Origin of the sequence: Bacteroides caecigallinarum, from assembly GCF_016902295.1 — a bacterium.
In the GTDB taxonomy this organism is placed as follows: domain Bacteria; phylum Bacteroidota; class Bacteroidia; order Bacteroidales; family Bacteroidaceae; genus Phocaeicola; species Phocaeicola caecigallinarum_A.
This window is the reverse complement of sequence record NZ_JACJLQ010000001.1, coordinates 92217-109560: the sequence shown is the minus strand read 5'-3', so window position 1 is coordinate 109560 and position 17344 is coordinate 92217. Positions and strand designations below refer to the sequence as shown.

At 47.5% G+C, this 17344-nt stretch carries 14 protein-coding genes; all 14 read left to right on the top strand.

The annotated features are described in order from the left end of the window. The first annotated feature begins 51 nt into the window (after nt 1-51). On the top strand, nt 52-1956 hold the full coding sequence (dxs, locus tag H6A27_RS00495; RefSeq protein WP_204507296.1) for a 1-deoxy-D-xylulose-5-phosphate synthase: 1905 nt from the start codon (nt 52-54) through the stop codon (nt 1954-1956). Between the two features lie 19 nt (nt 1957-1975). After that, nucleotides 1976-3316, top strand: a complete 1341-nt coding sequence (trkA, locus tag H6A27_RS00490) for a Trk system potassium transporter TrkA (protein WP_204507295.1) — start codon at nt 1976-1978, stop codon at nt 3314-3316. 84 nt (nt 3317-3400) lie between these two features. Continuing rightward, nucleotides 3401-3823: a hypothetical protein gene (locus H6A27_RS00485; protein ID WP_204507294.1), complete on the top strand. Its 423-nt coding sequence runs from the start codon at nt 3401-3403 to the stop codon at nt 3821-3823. A 122-nt stretch (nt 3824-3945) separates the two neighbouring features. After that, nucleotides 3946-4296 (top strand): NADH-quinone oxidoreductase subunit A, encoded by a 351-nt coding sequence (locus tag H6A27_RS00480; protein WP_204403285.1) that lies wholly within the window; start codon nt 3946-3948, stop codon nt 4294-4296. Continuing rightward, complete coding sequence (locus H6A27_RS00475) at nt 4287-4904, top strand: NADH-quinone oxidoreductase subunit B (protein WP_204507293.1); 618 nt, start codon at nt 4287-4289, stop codon at nt 4902-4904. The genes H6A27_RS00480 and H6A27_RS00475 overlap by 10 nt, the downstream gene beginning before the upstream one ends. Before the next feature lie 2 nt (nt 4905-4906). Further along, nucleotides 4907-6499 (top strand): NADH-quinone oxidoreductase subunit D-related protein, encoded by a 1593-nt coding sequence (locus H6A27_RS00470; protein WP_239469512.1) that lies wholly within the window; start codon nt 4907-4909, stop codon nt 6497-6499. 147 nt (nt 6500-6646) lie between these two features. Beyond that, nucleotides 6647-7735 carry an NADH-quinone oxidoreductase subunit NuoH gene (nuoH, locus tag H6A27_RS00465; RefSeq protein WP_204507291.1) on the top strand — a complete coding sequence of 363 codons (1089 nt, stop codon included), beginning with the start codon at nt 6647-6649 and terminating at the stop codon, nt 7733-7735. Between the two features lie 57 nt (nt 7736-7792). After that, nucleotides 7793-8290, top strand: coding sequence for a NuoI/complex I 23 kDa subunit family protein (locus tag H6A27_RS00460; RefSeq protein ID WP_204507290.1), 498 nt, complete (start codon nt 7793-7795; stop codon nt 8288-8290). A 6-nt stretch (nt 8291-8296) separates the two neighbouring features. Then, nucleotides 8297-8809, top strand: coding sequence for an NADH-quinone oxidoreductase subunit J family protein (locus tag H6A27_RS00455; RefSeq protein ID WP_204403290.1), 513 nt, complete (start codon nt 8297-8299; stop codon nt 8807-8809). 22 nt (nt 8810-8831) lie between these two features. Next, nucleotides 8832-9155, top strand: a complete 324-nt coding sequence (gene nuoK, locus H6A27_RS00450; RefSeq protein WP_204403292.1) for an NADH-quinone oxidoreductase subunit NuoK — start codon at nt 8832-8834, stop codon at nt 9153-9155. Between the two features lie 165 nt (nt 9156-9320). After that, nucleotides 9321-11210 (top strand): NADH-quinone oxidoreductase subunit L, encoded by a 1890-nt coding sequence (nuoL, locus tag H6A27_RS00445; RefSeq protein WP_204507289.1) that lies wholly within the window; start codon nt 9321-9323, stop codon nt 11208-11210. A gap of 66 nt (nt 11211-11276) precedes the next feature. Then, complete coding sequence (locus H6A27_RS00440; RefSeq protein ID WP_204507288.1) at nt 11277-12758, top strand: complex I subunit 4 family protein; 1482 nt, start codon at nt 11277-11279, stop codon at nt 12756-12758. 108 nt (nt 12759-12866) lie between these two features. Next, nucleotides 12867-14366, top strand: coding sequence for an NADH-quinone oxidoreductase subunit N (locus H6A27_RS00435; RefSeq protein ID WP_239469511.1), 1500 nt, complete (start codon nt 12867-12869; stop codon nt 14364-14366). A 239-nt stretch (nt 14367-14605) separates the two neighbouring features. Continuing rightward, nucleotides 14606-17284, top strand: a complete 2679-nt coding sequence (locus tag H6A27_RS00430; protein WP_204507287.1) for a TonB-dependent receptor — start codon at nt 14606-14608, stop codon at nt 17282-17284. The last annotated feature ends 60 nt before the right edge of the window (nt 17285-17344 follow it).

The following is a 17344-nucleotide window of genomic DNA, read 5'->3' as shown; positions in this document are numbered from 1 at the left end:
TTATATATATTTATAGTACTTTTGTGGAAGAAATGTATAATTAATGTATAGATGGAACATAACACATCATATAAATTTCTTAATAAGATTGACAGTCCCGAAGATTTACGCAAACTTCAGCTTGAAGATTTACCCGAAGTTTGCCGTGAACTACGTGAAATGATAATAGACGAATTATCACGCAATCCGGGACATTTCGGTTCCAGTTTAGGAGTAATAGAACTTACAGTTGCATTACATTACACATTTTCCACACCATACGACCGCATAGTTTGGGATGTGGGACACCAGGCTTACGCCCATAAGATATTGACCGGCAGACGCGACAGATTTTCCACAAACAGAAAATTAAACGGGCTTGCCCCTTTCCCTACCCCCTCGGAAAGCGAATACGATACGTTTACTTGCGGACATGCTTCGAACTCAATTTCAGCCGCATTAGGTATGGCGGTTGCCGCAAATCTTAAGAACGAAAAAAACAGACATATCGTAGCTGTTATAGGTGATGGTTCTATGAGCGGAGGTCTTGCGTTCGAAGGGCTAAACAATGCCTCCTCGACTCCTAATAATTTACTTATCATTCTGAATGACAATAACATGGCCATAGACCGAAGTGTAGGTGGCATGAAGCAATATCTTCTCAATCTTCATACATCCGAAGGATATAACCGTTTCCGCAATAATGTGTCGAAACAAATGTCCAAGTGGGGATTACTGACTGAAGAGAGAAAAAAAGCTATAGTACGTTTCAACAATAGCCTGAAATCACTGCTCATGCAGCAACAAAACATTTTTGAAGGCATGGACATAAGATATTTCGGACCTGTTGACGGACATGACACACTATCTCTTATAAAAGTCATGAACGAGATAAAGGACATGACCGGTCCGAAACTGCTACATATACATACTATAAAAGGTAAAGGATATAAGCCTGCTGAAGAATGTGCCACCGAATGGCATGCCCCGGGATTATTCGACAAGGAAACAGGTGAAAAAATAAAAATCTCCACAGAAGGAATGCCTCCTTTATTTCAGGAAGTATTCGGAAACACACTGCTCGAACTGGCTCAGGCGAACGAAAAGATAGTAGGTGTAACTCCTGCAATGCCTTCGGGATGTTCTATGAACATCATGATGAAAAAGATGCCTGACAGAGTATTCGACGTAGGAATAGCAGAAGGACATGCAGTAACATTCTCGGCCGGAATGGCTAAGGACGGACTCATACCATTCTGCAATATATATTCCACTTTCATGCAAAGGGCATACGACAATGTAATACACGATGTGGCTATTCAGAAGCTCAATGTTGTGATGTGTCTCGACAGAGCAGGACTGGTAGGTGAAGATGGTGCTACCCACCACGGTATATTCGACATAGCGTATATGCGGATTATTCCTAATCTGACAATTGCGGCACCTATGGATGAGCATGAACTCAGAAAGCTCATGTACACGGCACAATTACCGGACATGGGACCTTTCGTAATACGGTATCCTCGAGGCAGAGTAATGACTACAGACTGGAAGTGTGAGTTTGAGGCTATTCCTATTGGAAAAGGAAGAAAACTCAAAGACGGTAACGACATTGCGGTAATTACCTTAGGCCCTATAGGATATAGAGTCCAGAAAGCCATAGCAAAAGCAGAAAACGAGACCGGCATAAGTGTAGCGCACTACGATTTAAGGTTTGTAAAACCATTGGATGCCGATATGCTTAATGAAATAGGCAAGAATTTCAAGAAAATAATTACTATTGAAGATGGCATAATATCAGGCGGTGCGGGAAGTGCGGTAATGGAATTTATGGCAGATGGAGGATATGATGTCGAAATTAAAAGAGTTGGTATCAAAGACTGTTTCGTCCAGCATGGCGCTGTGAATGAACTTTATAAGATTTGTGGACTTGATGAAGACAGCATATATCAGTTGATAAAAAATTATAAGCAATAACAATTAAAATTCAGGAATCGTGAAAATAATAATAGCAGGTGCTGGTGCAGTAGGAACACATCTGGCAAAACTACTTGCCGGAGAAGATCAGGACATCATACTGATAGACGAAAATCAGGAAAGATTAGGGAAAATGAGCAGTAATCTTGACATGATGACTGTTAACTATTCGCCTACCTCTATTAATGGACTGAAAGAAGCAGGTGTAGCAGGTGCTGACCTCTTTATAGGAGTAACTCCGGACGAAAGCCGGAATATGACAGCATGCATGTTGGCCAACAACTTAGGAGCTAAAAAGACTGTCGCGCGTATTGACAATTACGAATATCTTCTGCCTAAGCACAAGGAATTCTTCAGCGGTCTTGGAGTCCATTCACTAATTTATCCGGAAATGCTGGCCGCCAAAGAAATAGTAGATGCCGTAAAGATGAGTTGGATAAAACAATGGTGGGAATTCGCCGGCGGAGCACTGATTATGATTGGTGTAAAGATGAGAGAACAGGCGGAAATTCTGAATGTTCCTTTCCATGAACTTGGTGGACAAGGAATCCCTTTCCACATTGTAGCGATAAAAAGAGGAAACGAGACCATTATACCAAGAGGTGATGACTACGTCAAACTAAATGATATAGTTTACTTCACCACTACAAAAAAATACATACCATACATCAGAAAAATATCAGGTCGAGAGAATGAAGCAGACGTAAGAAGTGTAATGATAATGGGAGGTGGAAGAATTGCTGTACGTACAGCACAATACCTGCCGGAATACATGAAAATAAAAATAATAGAACTCGACGAAAACAGATGTAACAGACTTACTGAAATTGTTGACGACGGAGTTATGGTGATAAATGGTGACGGACGTGACATGGAACTTCTTATTGAAGAAGGAATTAAGAACACTGAAGCATTTGTAGCACTTACCGGTAACTCTGAGACCAACATACTGGCATGTCTTGCCGCAAAACGTATGGGTGTGAACAAGACTGTCGCAGAAGTCGAGAATGTGGACTATATCAGTATGGCAGAAAGTCTTGATATAGGTACAGTGATAAATAAAAAATTCATAGCCGCGAGCCACATATACCAGATGATGCTTAAGGCGGACGTATCAAACGTTAAATGTCTTACCTTCGCAAATGCCGACGTGGCAGAATTCATAGTAAAAGAAGGTTCAAGAATAACCAAAGCACCGGTAAAAGACATAGGGTTGCCTAAAGGTGCAACTATCGGAGGGCTGATAAGGAACGGTGAAGGTGTGCTCGTAACCGGTAACACTACAATCCAAAAAGACGACCATGTAGTAGTTTTTTGTCTTGGAGCAATGATAAAAAAATTAGAAAAATATTTCGGATAATATGTTTTTTAACATAGAAACAACTTTTTTCCGCAAAATATATTCTAACTTTGCAGGCACGATTGAATAAGGTAACAGTTTTATATGATTTATTGGATAAGGGTAATATTAATAGGCATACTGTCTTTTTTCGCTTTTCAGGCGATGTCGGAAGAAATTCCTTCCGCATATCAGGCAGAGATATGCCCGGACAATATATCGGCCTCCAATAATGAAAAAGAACTGTCGTTCTTGGAATCTTCGTCCGAGAACTACATTACGCGTACTATAAATCACATTCTGAAATCAAGATACGCCGATATTTCTATACCTGTATGCGTTATTACATCGAATACAAAAGACAATAATGACTATAAATCCATATTTCCCTTAATCGGAGGATTACAGAAAGGAAGTATGGCGGACAGACATAACGGCATCAAACAGCATCGGCATTCGAAATCGGACTGCCTGCCCCAATCGCCCAAAGACTATTATATTTTCACATTGGAAAAAATCATCATTTAGAGCTTTTCCGGACGTTTTTATCTTCATATTAACTTGAAGATAAAAGGCGTGTGTGCGCACGCGGACGTGATATTCATCTATCATCATGTTATCGTAAATAAATAACTAAATCAAAATAAATCATGTATTTTATTTTTTTAATCGTAGTGATTCTTACGGCAATCGCTCTGGTTGTTGCGGCCATGACAATTGCCAAACTGATCGCTCCACGTTCATTCAATCCGCAAAAAGGAGAGCCATACGAATGCGGTATCCCTACCAGAGGTGAATCGTGGGTAAAATTCAAGGCCGGCTACTACCTGTTTGCCATTCTGTTTCTGATGTTCGACATCGAGACGGTATTCCTGTTTCCCTGGGCAGTGGTAGTGGCACAGACAGGAGTATATGCACTCTGTGGAGCGGCATTCTTCCTGGGGATTCTTATTTTAGGCCTGGCGTATGCGTGGCGGAAAGGAGCGTTGGAATGGAAGTAAAAAAACGCGCGCAGATACGCAGTATGCAGTATGACGAGTTCCGCAACAACGATTATCTGGAGCGGATGGTAGATCAGCTCAATCGTGACGGCGCGGGAGTGATTGTAGGTTCGGCGGACGAACTGATAAACTGGGGACGAAGCAACTCGCTATGGTCGCTCACATTCGGAACAAGCTGTTGCGCCATAGAATTCATGGCACTTGGAGCAGCACGGTACGACATGGCACGTTTCGGATTCGAAGTGACACGTAACTCTCCCCGCCAGGCGGATATGATTATGGTGCTTGGAACCATAACTTACCGTATGGCGCCGGTACTGAAACGTCTGTACGACCAGATGGCGGAGCCTAAATACGTGGTGGCTGTGGGCGGATGTACCATCAGCGGCGGTCCGTTCAGAAAATCGTATCATGTGGTGAACGGTATAGACAAGATTATTCCGGTGGACGTGTTCATTCCTGGATGTCCTCCACGTCCGGAAGCTTTCTATTACGGCATGATGCAGTTGCAGAGAAAGATTAAGGTGGAACGCTTCATGGGGGGAGTAAACCGCAAGGAAAGCAAACCGGAATTTGAAAAATCAGAGAAACTGAAAGAGGATAAATGACTATGAGTGCAGACAACATTATACTGATAAAGCCGGAAGAACTCTATAACGAGGCTTCCAGACTGAGATACGATGCCAAGGAGCCTATGGACTATCTGCGCGACATCGTAGGCATGGACTGGGGAGAAGAAGGACTGGGCGCGCTGTATTATCTTGAGAGTACTTCTACGGGGGCGCGCCGTGTGCTGAAAGTTGTGGCCGCGGACAGGGAAAATCCGTTTGGCTGTGCCGAACATGCGTTTCTGCCTTCTGTATGCAGCCTTTGGAAAACCGCGCGTATCAAGGAACGTGAGGTGTTCGATTTCTTCGGCATCCGCTTCACGGGCAATCCTGACATGCGACGTCTGTTCCTGCGCGAGGACTGGAAAGGGTATCCGCTGCGCAAGGACTACGATATGGACTCGAATCCGCTGAACATGGATAATGAGACGAATGCGGACGTTACGGAAGAATATACCCTACGCCCTGACGGAACAATAGAAGGGCATGAAAATGTGGTGTTCAGCAAGGAGGATTTCGTGGTTAACATCGGTCCTCAGCATCCTTCCACTCATGGTGTGTTGCGTATGCGTACTTCCATCGACGGTGAGAATATCCGCCGTATAGACCCTATTCTGGGATATATTCACCGCGGTATAGAAAAGATGAACGAGAGTCTTACTTATCCGCAGACTCTGGCTCTGACTGACAGACTGGACTATCTGAGTGCTCATCAGAACCGTCATGCCCTGTGTATGTGTATAGAACAGGCTGCAGGCATCGAGATTTCGGAACGCGCACAGTATATCCGTACGATAATGGACGAGCTGCAGCGCATCGACTCGCATCTGCTGTTCTACTCGTGTCTGGTGATGGATATGGGCGGACTTACTCCTTTCTTCTATGGTTTCAGGGAGAGGGAGATGATTCTCGACATTATGGAGGAGACTACGGGCGGACGCCTGATTCAGAACTATAATGTGATAGGCGGTGTGCAGGCGGACCTTCATCCGGACTTCCGGCGCAAGGTGAAGGAATTTATCAAGCACCTGCGCAGCGTGATAAAGGATTATCATGATATCTTTACTGGCAATGTCATCGCGCGTCAGCGACTGGTGGGTGTAGGCGTGCTTTCGCGTGAGGATGCGATATCACTTGGGGCTACGGGCGGTACGGGACGCGCTTCGGGATGGAGCAACGACGTGAGGAAGCGTCATCCGTATGCCATGTACGGCAAGGTGGATTTCCGCGAGATCACGCGCACGGAAGGCGACTCGTTTGCGCGCTACATGGTACGTATGGACGAAATAATGGAATCTTGCCACATCATAGAACAGCTCGTCGACAATATCCCGGAAGGGGAATTCCGCGTGAAGACCAAGGCTATCATCAAACTGCCGGAAGGTAACTTCTCTACTTCGGTGGAGAGCAGCCGCGGCGAGTTCGGAGTGATGCTGGAGAGTCATGGCGACAAGTATCCTTACCGCCTGCACTACCGCTCTACGGGTCTGCCGCTGGTGGATACGATGGACACCGTGTGCCGCGGACAGAAGATTGCGGACCTGATAGCGATAGGCGGTACGCTGGACTTTGTGATTCCGGACATCGACAGGTGATATTCAGTTACTAGGGACTAGATACGAGATACTAGGGACTAGATACGAGATACTAGGGAACCTAGTCAACTAGTATCTAGTACCTAACTTAAAAACCTAGTCAACTAGTATCTAACTTAAAAACTAAAAAACTAAAAAACTAAAAAAATGTTTGACTATTATAATCTTGAGCCGCTCCTGATGTGGATACACAGCACGATGTGCAGCCTGATGCCCGAATGGCTGGCCTTCACCATCGAAGGTATTGCCGTGGGTGTGTTCATCATGGTGATGTATGCCGTGCTGGCCATCATCCTGATATATATGGAGCGTAAGGTGTGCGCGGCTTTCCAATGCCGTATCGGACCGGACCGTGTGGGGGGTCGTGGAGGGCTTCTGCAGGTTCCGGCGGACGTTATAAAAATTCTGACGAAAGAGATTATCTCGCTGAAAAACTCTGATAAGTTTCTGTACGGGCTGGCTCCGTTCCTGGTGATCATGGCGTCGATACTGACATTCTCGTGTCTGCCATGGAACAAGGGGGGAGAGATTCTGCACATGAACATCGGTATCTTCTTCGTGCTGGCGGCTTCGTCCATCGGTGTGCTGGGCATCCTGCTGGCGGGATGGAGCAGCAACAGCAAATATACGCTTATCGGTGCCGTGCGAAGCGGTGCGATGATTATCAGCTACGAGCTTTCCATCGGCCTGAGCGTGCTGACTATGGTTATCCTGTGCGGGACGATGGACATCCAGGAGATTGTGGCGTATCAGGAGAACGGGTGGAACATCTTCAAGGGACACGTCCCGGCGGTGATGGCTTTCATCATTTATCTGATAGCGGGAAATGCGGAGGCCAACCGCGCTCCGTTCGACCTGGCGGAAGCGGAACAGGAACTTACAGCGGGGTATCATACTGAATACTCGGGTATGCACTTCGGTTTCTTCTATCTGGCGGAATACCTGAACCTGTTCATTACTGCGGGCATTGCGGTAACGCTTTTCTTCGGAGGATGGATGCCGCTGCACATTGCGGGGCTGGAAGGACTGAACATGGCGATGGACTGCATTCCGGGAGTGATATGGTTCGTGGGCAAGACTTTCTTCGTGGTGTTCCTGCTGATGTGGATAAGATGGACTTTCCCACGGTTGAGAATTGACCAGGTGCTGATCCTGGAATGGAAGTATCTGATGCCGCTGTCGCTGCTGGTGCTGATGGTGATGACGGTAATGAAGGTGTTCGGACTGGTGTTTTAATACCGTAAACTAAAAACTGAAAAAACTGAAAAAACTGAAAAAACTCAAAAACTTAAGATGAGTACTTTTAAAGATTATATAAGCGGATATGCGTTCGGAGTGAAAAGCCTGCTGGTGGGTATGCGCACCTCGATGAAGGTGTTCATGCAGAAGAAGGTGACGGAACGCTATCCGGAGAACAGACACACTACTCTGTACATACCGGAACGTCACCGCGCCATGCTGGTGATGCCCAAGGACGAGAACGGAGAGAACAGATGCGTGGCGTGCGGACTGTGCCAGATGGCCTGCCCGAACGGCACGATAAACATAACAAGCGAGACACGCGAAACCGAAGACGGAAAGAAAAAGAAGGTCCTGCTGAAATATGAATACGATCTGGGGGCATGTATGTTCTGCCAACTGTGTGTGAACGCATGTCCGCACGACGCGATACGTTTCAGCAATCATTTCGAAAACGCCGTGTTCGAGAGAGAAAAGCTGGTGATGACTTTGAATGAACCATCGGTCAGCGAAGCTAGCCAGCAGTCAGCGAAGCTAATAACTAAAAACTAAAAAAACATGTTTTCACTTTTTGAAATAGCATTTTATGTAGTGGCGCTGTGCATAATAGTTTTCTCAGTGCTGGCTGTCACTACCAACAGCATCCTGCGGTCTGCCACTTATCTGCTGTTCGTGCTGCTTGCCACAGGGGGGATATATGCCATCCTGGGCTACACATTCCTGAGCGCGGTGCAGCTGATGGTGTATGCCGGAGGTATCATCGTACTGTATGTGTTCTCCATCCTGCTGACACGCTCGTCGGGAACCATGAAATATAAAATAGGACGTGGCAAAATGATAAGCGTGCTGCTCACCACGCTGGTGGGTATGGCACTGGTGATGTTCATTATCGCCACAAACGGATTCGCCCTGAACATCATTCCTCAGGGAGTGGAGCTGCCGGTGAAGAATATCGGCGAGGCACTTATCGGAACAGGGAAATATCAGTTCGTACTACCTTTCGAGGTTATGAGCGTGCTGCTGCTGGCCTGTATGATAGGTGCAATCATGATTGCCAGAAAAAGAAAATGATGAAAAAATAAGAATCGGAATTATGGAAATTGAAATAGAAGTACACGTTATACACTATCTGGTGATAAGCGCCGTGATGCTGTTCTGCGGAATTTACGGGTTCTTCACACGAAAGAACCTGCTGGCTCTGCTTATCTCGGCCGAACTTATGCTTAACGCCACGAACATCAACTTTGCGGTGTTCAACAGATATCTCTTTCCGGGACAGCTGGAAGGACATTTCTTCAGTCTGTTCGGCATTGCCATAGCCGCTGCCGAAACTGCTGTGGCAATAGCGATAATAATAAATGTATACAGGAATATCAATAAGATTCTGACTGACGATATTTCGGAAATGAAGGGATAATAATAGTTGTAAGTTTGTTAGTTTGTCAGTTTGTTAGTTTGTTAGTTTGTTAGTTTGTAAGTTTGTTGACGACAACCAACTAAAAAACTTAAAAACTAAAAAACTCATAACAAAAAACTTAAAAACTCAAAAACTTAAAAACTCAAAAACTTAAAAACTCAAAAAATGGAATATACAATACTTATACTGGCTCTGCCGGTGCTGAGCTTCCTGGTTCTGGCTCTGGCAGGAATGAAAATGCCTCATAAGGTGGCGGGAACGATAGGTACACTGTCGCTGGCGGCTGTCGCTGTACTGAGCTACATCACGGCCATCGGATATTTCGGCGCGCCACGTACTGCCGAAGGATTGCTGCCTGTCTCTACTCCGTGGAACTTCCGGTGGCTGCCGTTCACCGAGTCGCTGCACATCGACATGGGCATCATGCTCGACCCTATCTCGGTGATGATGCTGGTGGTTATCTCCACGGTGTCGCTCATGGTGCATATCTATTCGTTCGGATATATGAAGGGCGAACGCGGATTCCAGCGCTACTATGCTTTCCTCTCGCTGTTCACTTTCTCAATGCTCGGACTGGTGGTGGCTACGAATATCTTCCAGATGTACGTGTTCTGGGAGCTTGTGGGAGTTTCGTCTTATCTGTTGATAGGTTTCTACTACACCAAGCCTGAGGCTATCGCGGCTTCGAAAAAGGCCTTTATCGTTACACGCTTTGCCGACCTGGGCTTCCTTATCGGTATCCTGATTTACGGCTACTACATGCAGACTTTCACTTTCTCTCCTTCCGAAGAGCAGCTGATGAAGGCGGGTATGGTGTTGCCATGGGCTCTGGGACTGATGTTCGTGGGTGGTGCCGGAAAGAGTGCGATGTTTCCGCTGCACATCTGGCTGCCGGACGCGATGGAAGGTCCTACTCCGGTGTCGGCGCTGATTCATGCGGCTACGATGGTTGTGGCAGGTGTGTATCTCGTGGCGAGGATGTTCCCGCTGTTTATCGGTTTCGCTCCCGAGACTCTTCACTGGGTGGCATACATCGGCATGTTCACTGCTTTCTATGCGGCTACGGTGGCTTGCGTGCAGAGCGACATCAAGCGCGTGCTGGCTTTCTCTACCATATCGCAGATTGGCTTCATGATGGTTGCGCTGGGCGTATCTACAAGTCTTGACCCGCACGAAGGCGGACTGGGTTATATGGCATCTATGTTCCATCTGTTCACTCACGCCATGTTCAAGGCACTGCTGTTCCTCGGCGCAGGCTGTGTGATACATGCTGTCCACAGCAACGAGATGTCGTTCATGGGCGGACTCAGGAAATATATGCCTGTCACTCACATCACATTCCTCATAGCGTGTCTTGCCATCGCGGGTATTCCTCCTTTCTCAGGCTTCTTCTCGAAAGATGAAATCCTGGCGGCTTGTTTCCGCTTCAGTCCTGTAGCCGGATGGATAATGACCATCATCGCCGGAATGACTGCTTTCTATATGTTCCGTCTGTACTATTGCATCTTCTGGGGAAAGACAAACGACAACTATGCGCACCACACTCCGCACGAAAGTCCTGTGGTTATGACATTGCCTCTCGTCATCCTTGCGGCTATCACGGTTGTGGCCGGATGGGCGATGCCTTTCGGACATTTCGTTTCGAGCAACGGACATGCGTACGACATTCATCTTGATGCCACAGTGGCAACTACAAGTATCGTGGTGGCTGTGCTGGCTATCATCCTGGCTACATGGATGTACGCCGGAAAGACTCAGCCTGTGGCAGACATGCTCCAGAAAAGGTTCAGCCGTCTGCACCATGCCGCCTACAAGCGTTTCTTCATGGACGAACTCTGGCTGTTCGTGACGAAGAAGATTATCTTCCGCTGCGTCTCTACTCCGCTTGCATGGTTCGACCGCCACGTAATCGACCAGTTCATGAACTTCATGGCATGGGGCACGAACGCGGCCGGCGAAACTGCACAGCCTGTACAGAGCGGAAAGATCCAGACTTACACAATGTGGTTCCTGGGAGGTATCATCATCCTGACTGCGGCACTTATCCTGCTGTGATAAAACCACATTTACTCAACAAGCTTTCTGCTTTTAATTATTAATTTTTAATTATTAATTGAAACAATGAATATATTAAGTTTATTTGTAATCATCCCTCTGGTAATGCTGCTGGGCCTGTGGCTGGCGAAAGGCATAAATCAGGTAAGAGCGGTTATGGTAGCCGGATCTACCGTATTGCTGGGATTGTCAGTATGGCTCACTGTAGCGTATATCGGTTTGAGAAACGGAGGAGCTACAGAAGAAATGCTCTTCACCGCAAGCACTCCATGGTATGAGCCATTGAATATATGCTATTCCGTGGGAGTGGACGGTATCTCCGTAGTGATGCTGCTGCTAAGCTCGATAATAGTATTCACCGGTACATTCGCTTCATGGCGTCTGCAGCCGATGACAAAAGAATATTTCCTCTGGTTCACACTGCTGAGCACCGGAGTTTTCGGTTTCTTCATCTCTACCGACCTCTTCACCATGTTCATGTTCTACGAGGTGGCGCTCATCCCTATGTATCTGCTCATCGGAGTATGGGGAAGCGGAAAGAAGGAATACGCGGCCATGAAGCTTACTCTTATGCTGATGGGTGGTTCGGCATTCCTGCTTATCGGTATCCTGGGTATCTACTACGGTGCCGGAGCCGAGACGATGAACATTCTAGAGATTGTGAACCACAAGATACCTACCGAGTTCCAGCGTCTGTTCTTCCCGCTGGTTTTTGTCGGCTTCGGCGTGCTGGGAGCTCTTTTCCCGTTCCACACATGGAGCCCTGACGGTCACGCGTCAGCACCTACAGCAGTGTCTATGCTTCATGCCGGTGTATTGATGAAACTTGGCGGTTACGGATGTTTCCGTATTGCCATGTATCTTATGCCTACAGGTGCCGCTATCTGGGGAGATTTCTTCCTCGTGCTGACTACAATCTCCGTGGTGTACGGAGCATTCAGCGCCGTGGTTCAGACAGACTTGAAGTACATCAACGCTTATTCTTCGGTAAGCCACTGCGGTCTGGTTCTCTTCGCCCTGCTTATGATGACTAAGGTAAGTGCCACAGGAGCCATCCTTCAGATGCTCAGCCACGGACTTATGACAGCCCTCTTCTTTGCTCTTATCGGTATGATTTACGGAAGAACCCACACACGTGACATCCGCCAGCTCAGAGGTCTGATGAAGATTATGCCTTTCCTTGCAGTGGGATACGTCATTGCCGGCCTTGCCAACCTCGGTCTTCCCGGATTGAGCGGCTTCATTGCCGAAATGACTGTATTTGTAGGTTCGTTCCAGAACCCTGATAACTTCCACCGTGTCTGTACAGTGATTGCTACAATGAGTATTGTGATAACTGCCGTGTATATCCTCCGTGTGGTAGGAAAGATTCTGTACGGAACTTGCGAAAATCCGGAACATCTGAAACTTACAGACGCCACATGGGACGAACGCTTCACTGTTATCTGCCTTATCGCTGCTGTAGCCGGACTCGGACTTGCTCCGTTCTGGGTAAGCAATGTGATAAGCCACAGTGTGGAACCTATTATTTCGGCAATAGTAAGGTAAGTTTATAAGTTTGTAAGTTTGTAAGTTTGTTGATGATAACATAAGCAAACAGAAGAACTTAAGAACTAAAAAACTAAAGAACTTAAGAACTTAAAAACTCAAAAAGATATGTTTCAATTTATACCAATGCAGGCAGAAATCACTCTGGCAGCCATGATGGTGATAATCCTCCTGGCCGACCTCATAATGAAAGAGCCTCATCACAAGACATTACGGACAATGGCCTGCACGCTGATGGTGATACAAATCATTCTGAACATACAGCCGTCAGCCGGAGAATATTTCGGCGGGATGTATCACTGCACTCCTGTCGCATCCGTAGTAAAGACTATACTCACTGCAGGAACATTGCTCGTGTTCATGCAGGCAGGCGAATGGATTTCATCGCCGGACTCACGCCACAAGGCAGGCGAGTTCTACGTAATCACAATGAGCACACTGCTGGGAATGTATTTCATGGTGAGTGCCGGAAGCTTCATCCTGTTCTATGTGGGACTTGAGCTTGCCAGCATTCCGATGGCATGTCTCATCGCATTCGACAAATGGAAGCACCACAGTGCCGAAGCAGGGGCAAAGTTCATACTGAACTCTATGTTCTCGTCCGGACTCATGCTATACGGACTCTCACTGATTTACGGAACATGCGGAACAACCTATTTTGCCGACATGACTGCCGGCATCACAGGCACACCGCTGCAAATTCTGGCCATGGTGTTCTTCTTTGCAGGCCTGGGTTTCAAGCTGAGTCTTGTCCCATTCCACATGTGGACGCCGGACACATACCAGGGCGCGCCCACAGCCGTGGCAGGCTATCTGTCAGTCATCTCGAAAGGAGCCGCGGCCTTCGCGCTGATGAGCATCCTGACTAAAGTGTTCGCACAGATGTCCGACCGCTGGGAACTGATGCTCAGCATCGTGATAGTAGCCACAATAACACTGGCAAATATCTTCGCCATCCTTCAGGACAACATGAAGCGTTTCATGGCCTACAGCAGTATCTCGCAGGCCGGCTATATCATGCTGGCTGTGATGGCAGGCAGCACCCAGGGAACAACTTCGCTGATATATTACATCACAGTATATATAGTAGCCAATCTGGCCGTGTTCGGAGTGATAGGAGCAATAGAGAGACATACCCTTGGCGATAACTATGCCGATGCAAACAATGTAGAAGGCGAACTTCCCGAGAATGCACTTTCACGCTCGGAAGAAACAGTAAAATCGGAATATGCCGTAAGCCGTGCGGCATACGCAGGACTTTACCGCACAAATCCGAAACTCACTTTCGTAATGACTCTAGCCATGTTCTCCCTTGCCGGAATTCCTCCATTCGCAGGATTCTTCAGCAAGTTCTTCGTATTCGCTTCAGCATTCAATGCAGGCCACTGGCTGGTAGTGTTCCTAGCCCTTGTCAATACAGTGATTTCGCTTTATTACTATCTGCTGGTAGTAAAAGCCATGTTTATCACCCCTAACGACAGTCCGCTGCCATACTTCCGCAGCCCATGGCTGACACGCGCATCGCTTGCCATCTGCCTTGCAGGAATAATTCTGCTGGGAATATTGAGCAGTGTGTACGGAGGAATAGAGGCAGTGGCAGGAATGTAAGTATCCGCTCTTTAATTGACAAAATTCTGTAAACAACTTAATAACATATATATATTAAAGTCTATATAGACATAAGAATCGCCGGCTGGGACAAATATTCAGCCGGCGATTCTTGTTTATCCCCCGAAAGCAATGTAATTATATTGTAACCGATACGTAAACGTATTATAAACATATGGAAACATCCAAGTAACACCGCTGCCATAATTTTGCCCACGGAAACAAAAGGGTAAAAAAGAATGAATGACATTAAGAAACTGATGCTTGCATCTCCCCTGCTGATGGCAGCAGTAACAGCACAGGCCATTGATTTCAAGGGAGTGATAATTGACAAAGCTACGGGCGAGCCGCTTATCGGGGCAACAGTGCAGATAGAAGGAACAACAACAGGCGCGGTGACAGACATCGACGGAAAATTCGAGATTAAGAACGTCACTGACAAAGATGTACTGATAATCCAATACGTGGCATACGAAACCCGAAGAATAACAGTCGATAAAAGTGTAAAAGGGGAAACAGTAATAGCACTGAACACCGACAACCAGCAGCTGGACGAGGTGACAGTGGTGGCAAAGAAAAACCTTGAGGGAGAACGCGCACTGATGATGGAGAGACAGAAATCGAGCGTGGCTATAGAGAACCTCGGTGCAAAGGAGATGAGCACAAAAGGTATTTCGAACGTGGCAGAAGGAGTGAAGAAAATCTCAGGAATATCAATCGCGTCGGCAGGACAGATTATCGTGCGCGGCCTGGGCGACAGATACAGCACCACCACACTGAACGGACTTCCGATAGCATCGCCTAATCCGGACAACAAACTTATCCAGCTCGACATATTCCCTACATCCACAGTGAAGAACATCACAGTGAGCAAGGTATATGAGGCAAACACCTTCGCCGACTATTCCGGAGCGCACATCGATATAGGCACGAAAGAACAGACAGGCGAAGATTTCTTCAACATTTCATTCAATACAGGCGGCAAATTCAATACTCTGGGCCAGGATATGTACCGCATGGACCACGAAGGAACTCTCTTCAGAACTCCAAAGCTGAACAGCACATATACAGAAATGGATCTGACAGATTTCGAAAACTATGCCCGCCACAACAAGCTTTTCAATACATCATTTGATGTTTCCAAGAGAAAAGCCCTGCCCGAGTTCGGCGGAAACATAGGTTTCGGCAAGAACATCGACCTGGCAGGAAACAACCTGAGCGTACTGGCATCCGTAGGCGTGAGCAACGGACAGCAGCTGATGAAGGACGCATACGTACGCACGCTTGAAGCTACAGGAAACACACTGAACAACTTCGCATACGACAGCTATACAAACGAACTTAAACTGGCCTCACTCGCCAGCATAGGCTACTCGTTCAGGAAGCAGGACCTGCTGAGCTACACATTCTTCTACGCCCGCAACGCCTCGGACACATACATGCGCCGCGAGGGTGTGGACTACGAGGACCACAATCTGATAGGCAGCAACAGCGTGTCGCACATCTACAGCCTGCAGAACCACCAGCTGAGCGGCAAGCACTACATAAAGGACGCATGGAGCATCAACTGGAGCGGCTCGTACAGCAAGACATCGAGTGCCGAACCGGACAGACGCCAGGTGATGTTCGAAGTGCAGGACGACAACTCGCTGGAGCTCTTCAAGCTGAACCGCCAGGAGACGATGAGATACTTCGGATCGCTGGACGAAAACGAATGGGTGGCAAACCTCATGAGCGACTATAAATTCGGCGACAGCAACAAGATACAGGCCGGAGTGACCTACAAGGACAAGCAGCGCGACTACAAGGCCACACGCTTCTACTACAATCTGAACAAGCTGAACCCGACAATCACCGACATTTACAATCCGAGCGACTACATAAACCAGGAGAACATCGAGAACGAACTTCTCACCATCAACCTGGTGAATCAGCCGAAGGACCAGTACAAGGCAGGCAACAGCATCATTGCCGGATACCTCCTTGCCGACTACTACCCGATGGAAGCTCTGCTGATAAACCTCGGAGTGAGATACGAATACTCCCGCCAGTGGGTTGACTACCACACCGACGGCGGACGCCCCGAGAGAAGCGAGCTGAACACAGGAGACCTCTTCCCGGCAGCCAACTTCCGCTATCAGATGAACAGCGAGAACAGCCTTCGCCTCTCATTCTCGCGCACAGTGACACGCCCTTCGTTCATCGAGATGGCCCCCTTCCTCTACCAGGAATCATACGGAGCGTCGCAGATCCGCGGTAACGCCGACCTGCAGAACGGCTACAACTACAACTTCGACCTCCGCTACGAACTCTTCAAGGAAAACGGCGACATGCTTTCCGTAACCGCCTACTACAAGCACCTTGAGAGCCCGATAGAACGAATCCAGGAACTTTCAGGAGGAGCCACAATCCAGTCGTTCCGAAATGCCGACAACGGTATGGCAGCCGGAGTGGAAGTGGAGTTCCGCAAGGAGATAGTCAAAGACCTGCGCCTGGGAGCAAACGCCTCGTTCATGTACACCAACGTGAAGCTTCCCGAAGGAGGAGTATATACCAACGCCCAGCGCGCCTTGCAGGGAGCATCGCCATACCTGGTAAATGCTGACATCACATACAGCCCGCGCATAGACGAAGACAGACAGATATCAGCCGCCATTCTATACAATCTGCAGGGCCCACGCATCCACACAGTAGGTATCTCAGGCCTTGGCGACGTAAAGCAGCAGGCAGTCCACACCCTGAACTTTGCCGGAAGCATGAAGCTGAACAGCCGTGTAGCGGTAAAACTCCAGATAAACGACCTGCTCAACCAGCCTGTAATCTTCCGTCAGGAGGTACCGAAGACAGGCGAGACACTTGAAGTGGAAAAGTTCAAGCGTGGAAGCAGCTTCGAAATAGGAGTATCGTACACGCTATAAAAGAAAAACCTGATTAAGGCGATAAGAGATAATCCTGACTAAGGAAATCAGAGACTATCC

Bases quoted from the DNA above. Each gene is read 5' to 3' on its own strand.
- H6A27_RS00470 (WP_239469512.1), top strand. From the start codon at position 4,907: ATGAGTGCAGACAACATTATACTGATAAAGCCGGAAGAACTCTATAAC.
- H6A27_RS00440 (WP_204507288.1), top strand. From the start codon at position 11,277: ATGAATATATTAAGTTTATTTGTAATCATCCCTCTGGTAATGCTGCTG.
- H6A27_RS00460 (WP_204507290.1), top strand. From the start codon at position 7,793: ATGAGTACTTTTAAAGATTATATAAGCGGATATGCGTTCGGAGTGAAA.
- H6A27_RS00485 (WP_204507294.1), top strand. From the start codon at position 3,401: ATGATTTATTGGATAAGGGTAATATTAATAGGCATACTGTCTTTTTTC.
- nuoK (WP_204403292.1), top strand. From the start codon at position 8,832: ATGGAAATTGAAATAGAAGTACACGTTATACACTATCTGGTGATAAGC.
- nuoL (WP_204507289.1), top strand. From the start codon at position 9,321: ATGGAATATACAATACTTATACTGGCTCTGCCGGTGCTGAGCTTCCTG.
- nuoH (WP_204507291.1), top strand. From the start codon at position 6,647: ATGTTTGACTATTATAATCTTGAGCCGCTCCTGATGTGGATACACAGC.
- dxs (WP_204507296.1), top strand. From the start codon at position 52: ATGGAACATAACACATCATATAAATTTCTTAATAAGATTGACAGTCCC.
- H6A27_RS00435 (WP_239469511.1), top strand. From the start codon at position 12,867: ATGTTTCAATTTATACCAATGCAGGCAGAAATCACTCTGGCAGCCATG.
- H6A27_RS00480 (WP_204403285.1), top strand. From the start codon at position 3,946: ATGTATTTTATTTTTTTAATCGTAGTGATTCTTACGGCAATCGCTCTG.
- H6A27_RS00455 (WP_204403290.1), top strand. From the start codon at position 8,297: ATGTTTTCACTTTTTGAAATAGCATTTTATGTAGTGGCGCTGTGCATA.
- H6A27_RS00475 (WP_204507293.1), top strand. From the start codon at position 4,287: ATGGAAGTAAAAAAACGCGCGCAGATACGCAGTATGCAGTATGACGAG.
- H6A27_RS00430 (WP_204507287.1), top strand. From the start codon at position 14,606: ATGAATGACATTAAGAAACTGATGCTTGCATCTCCCCTGCTGATGGCA.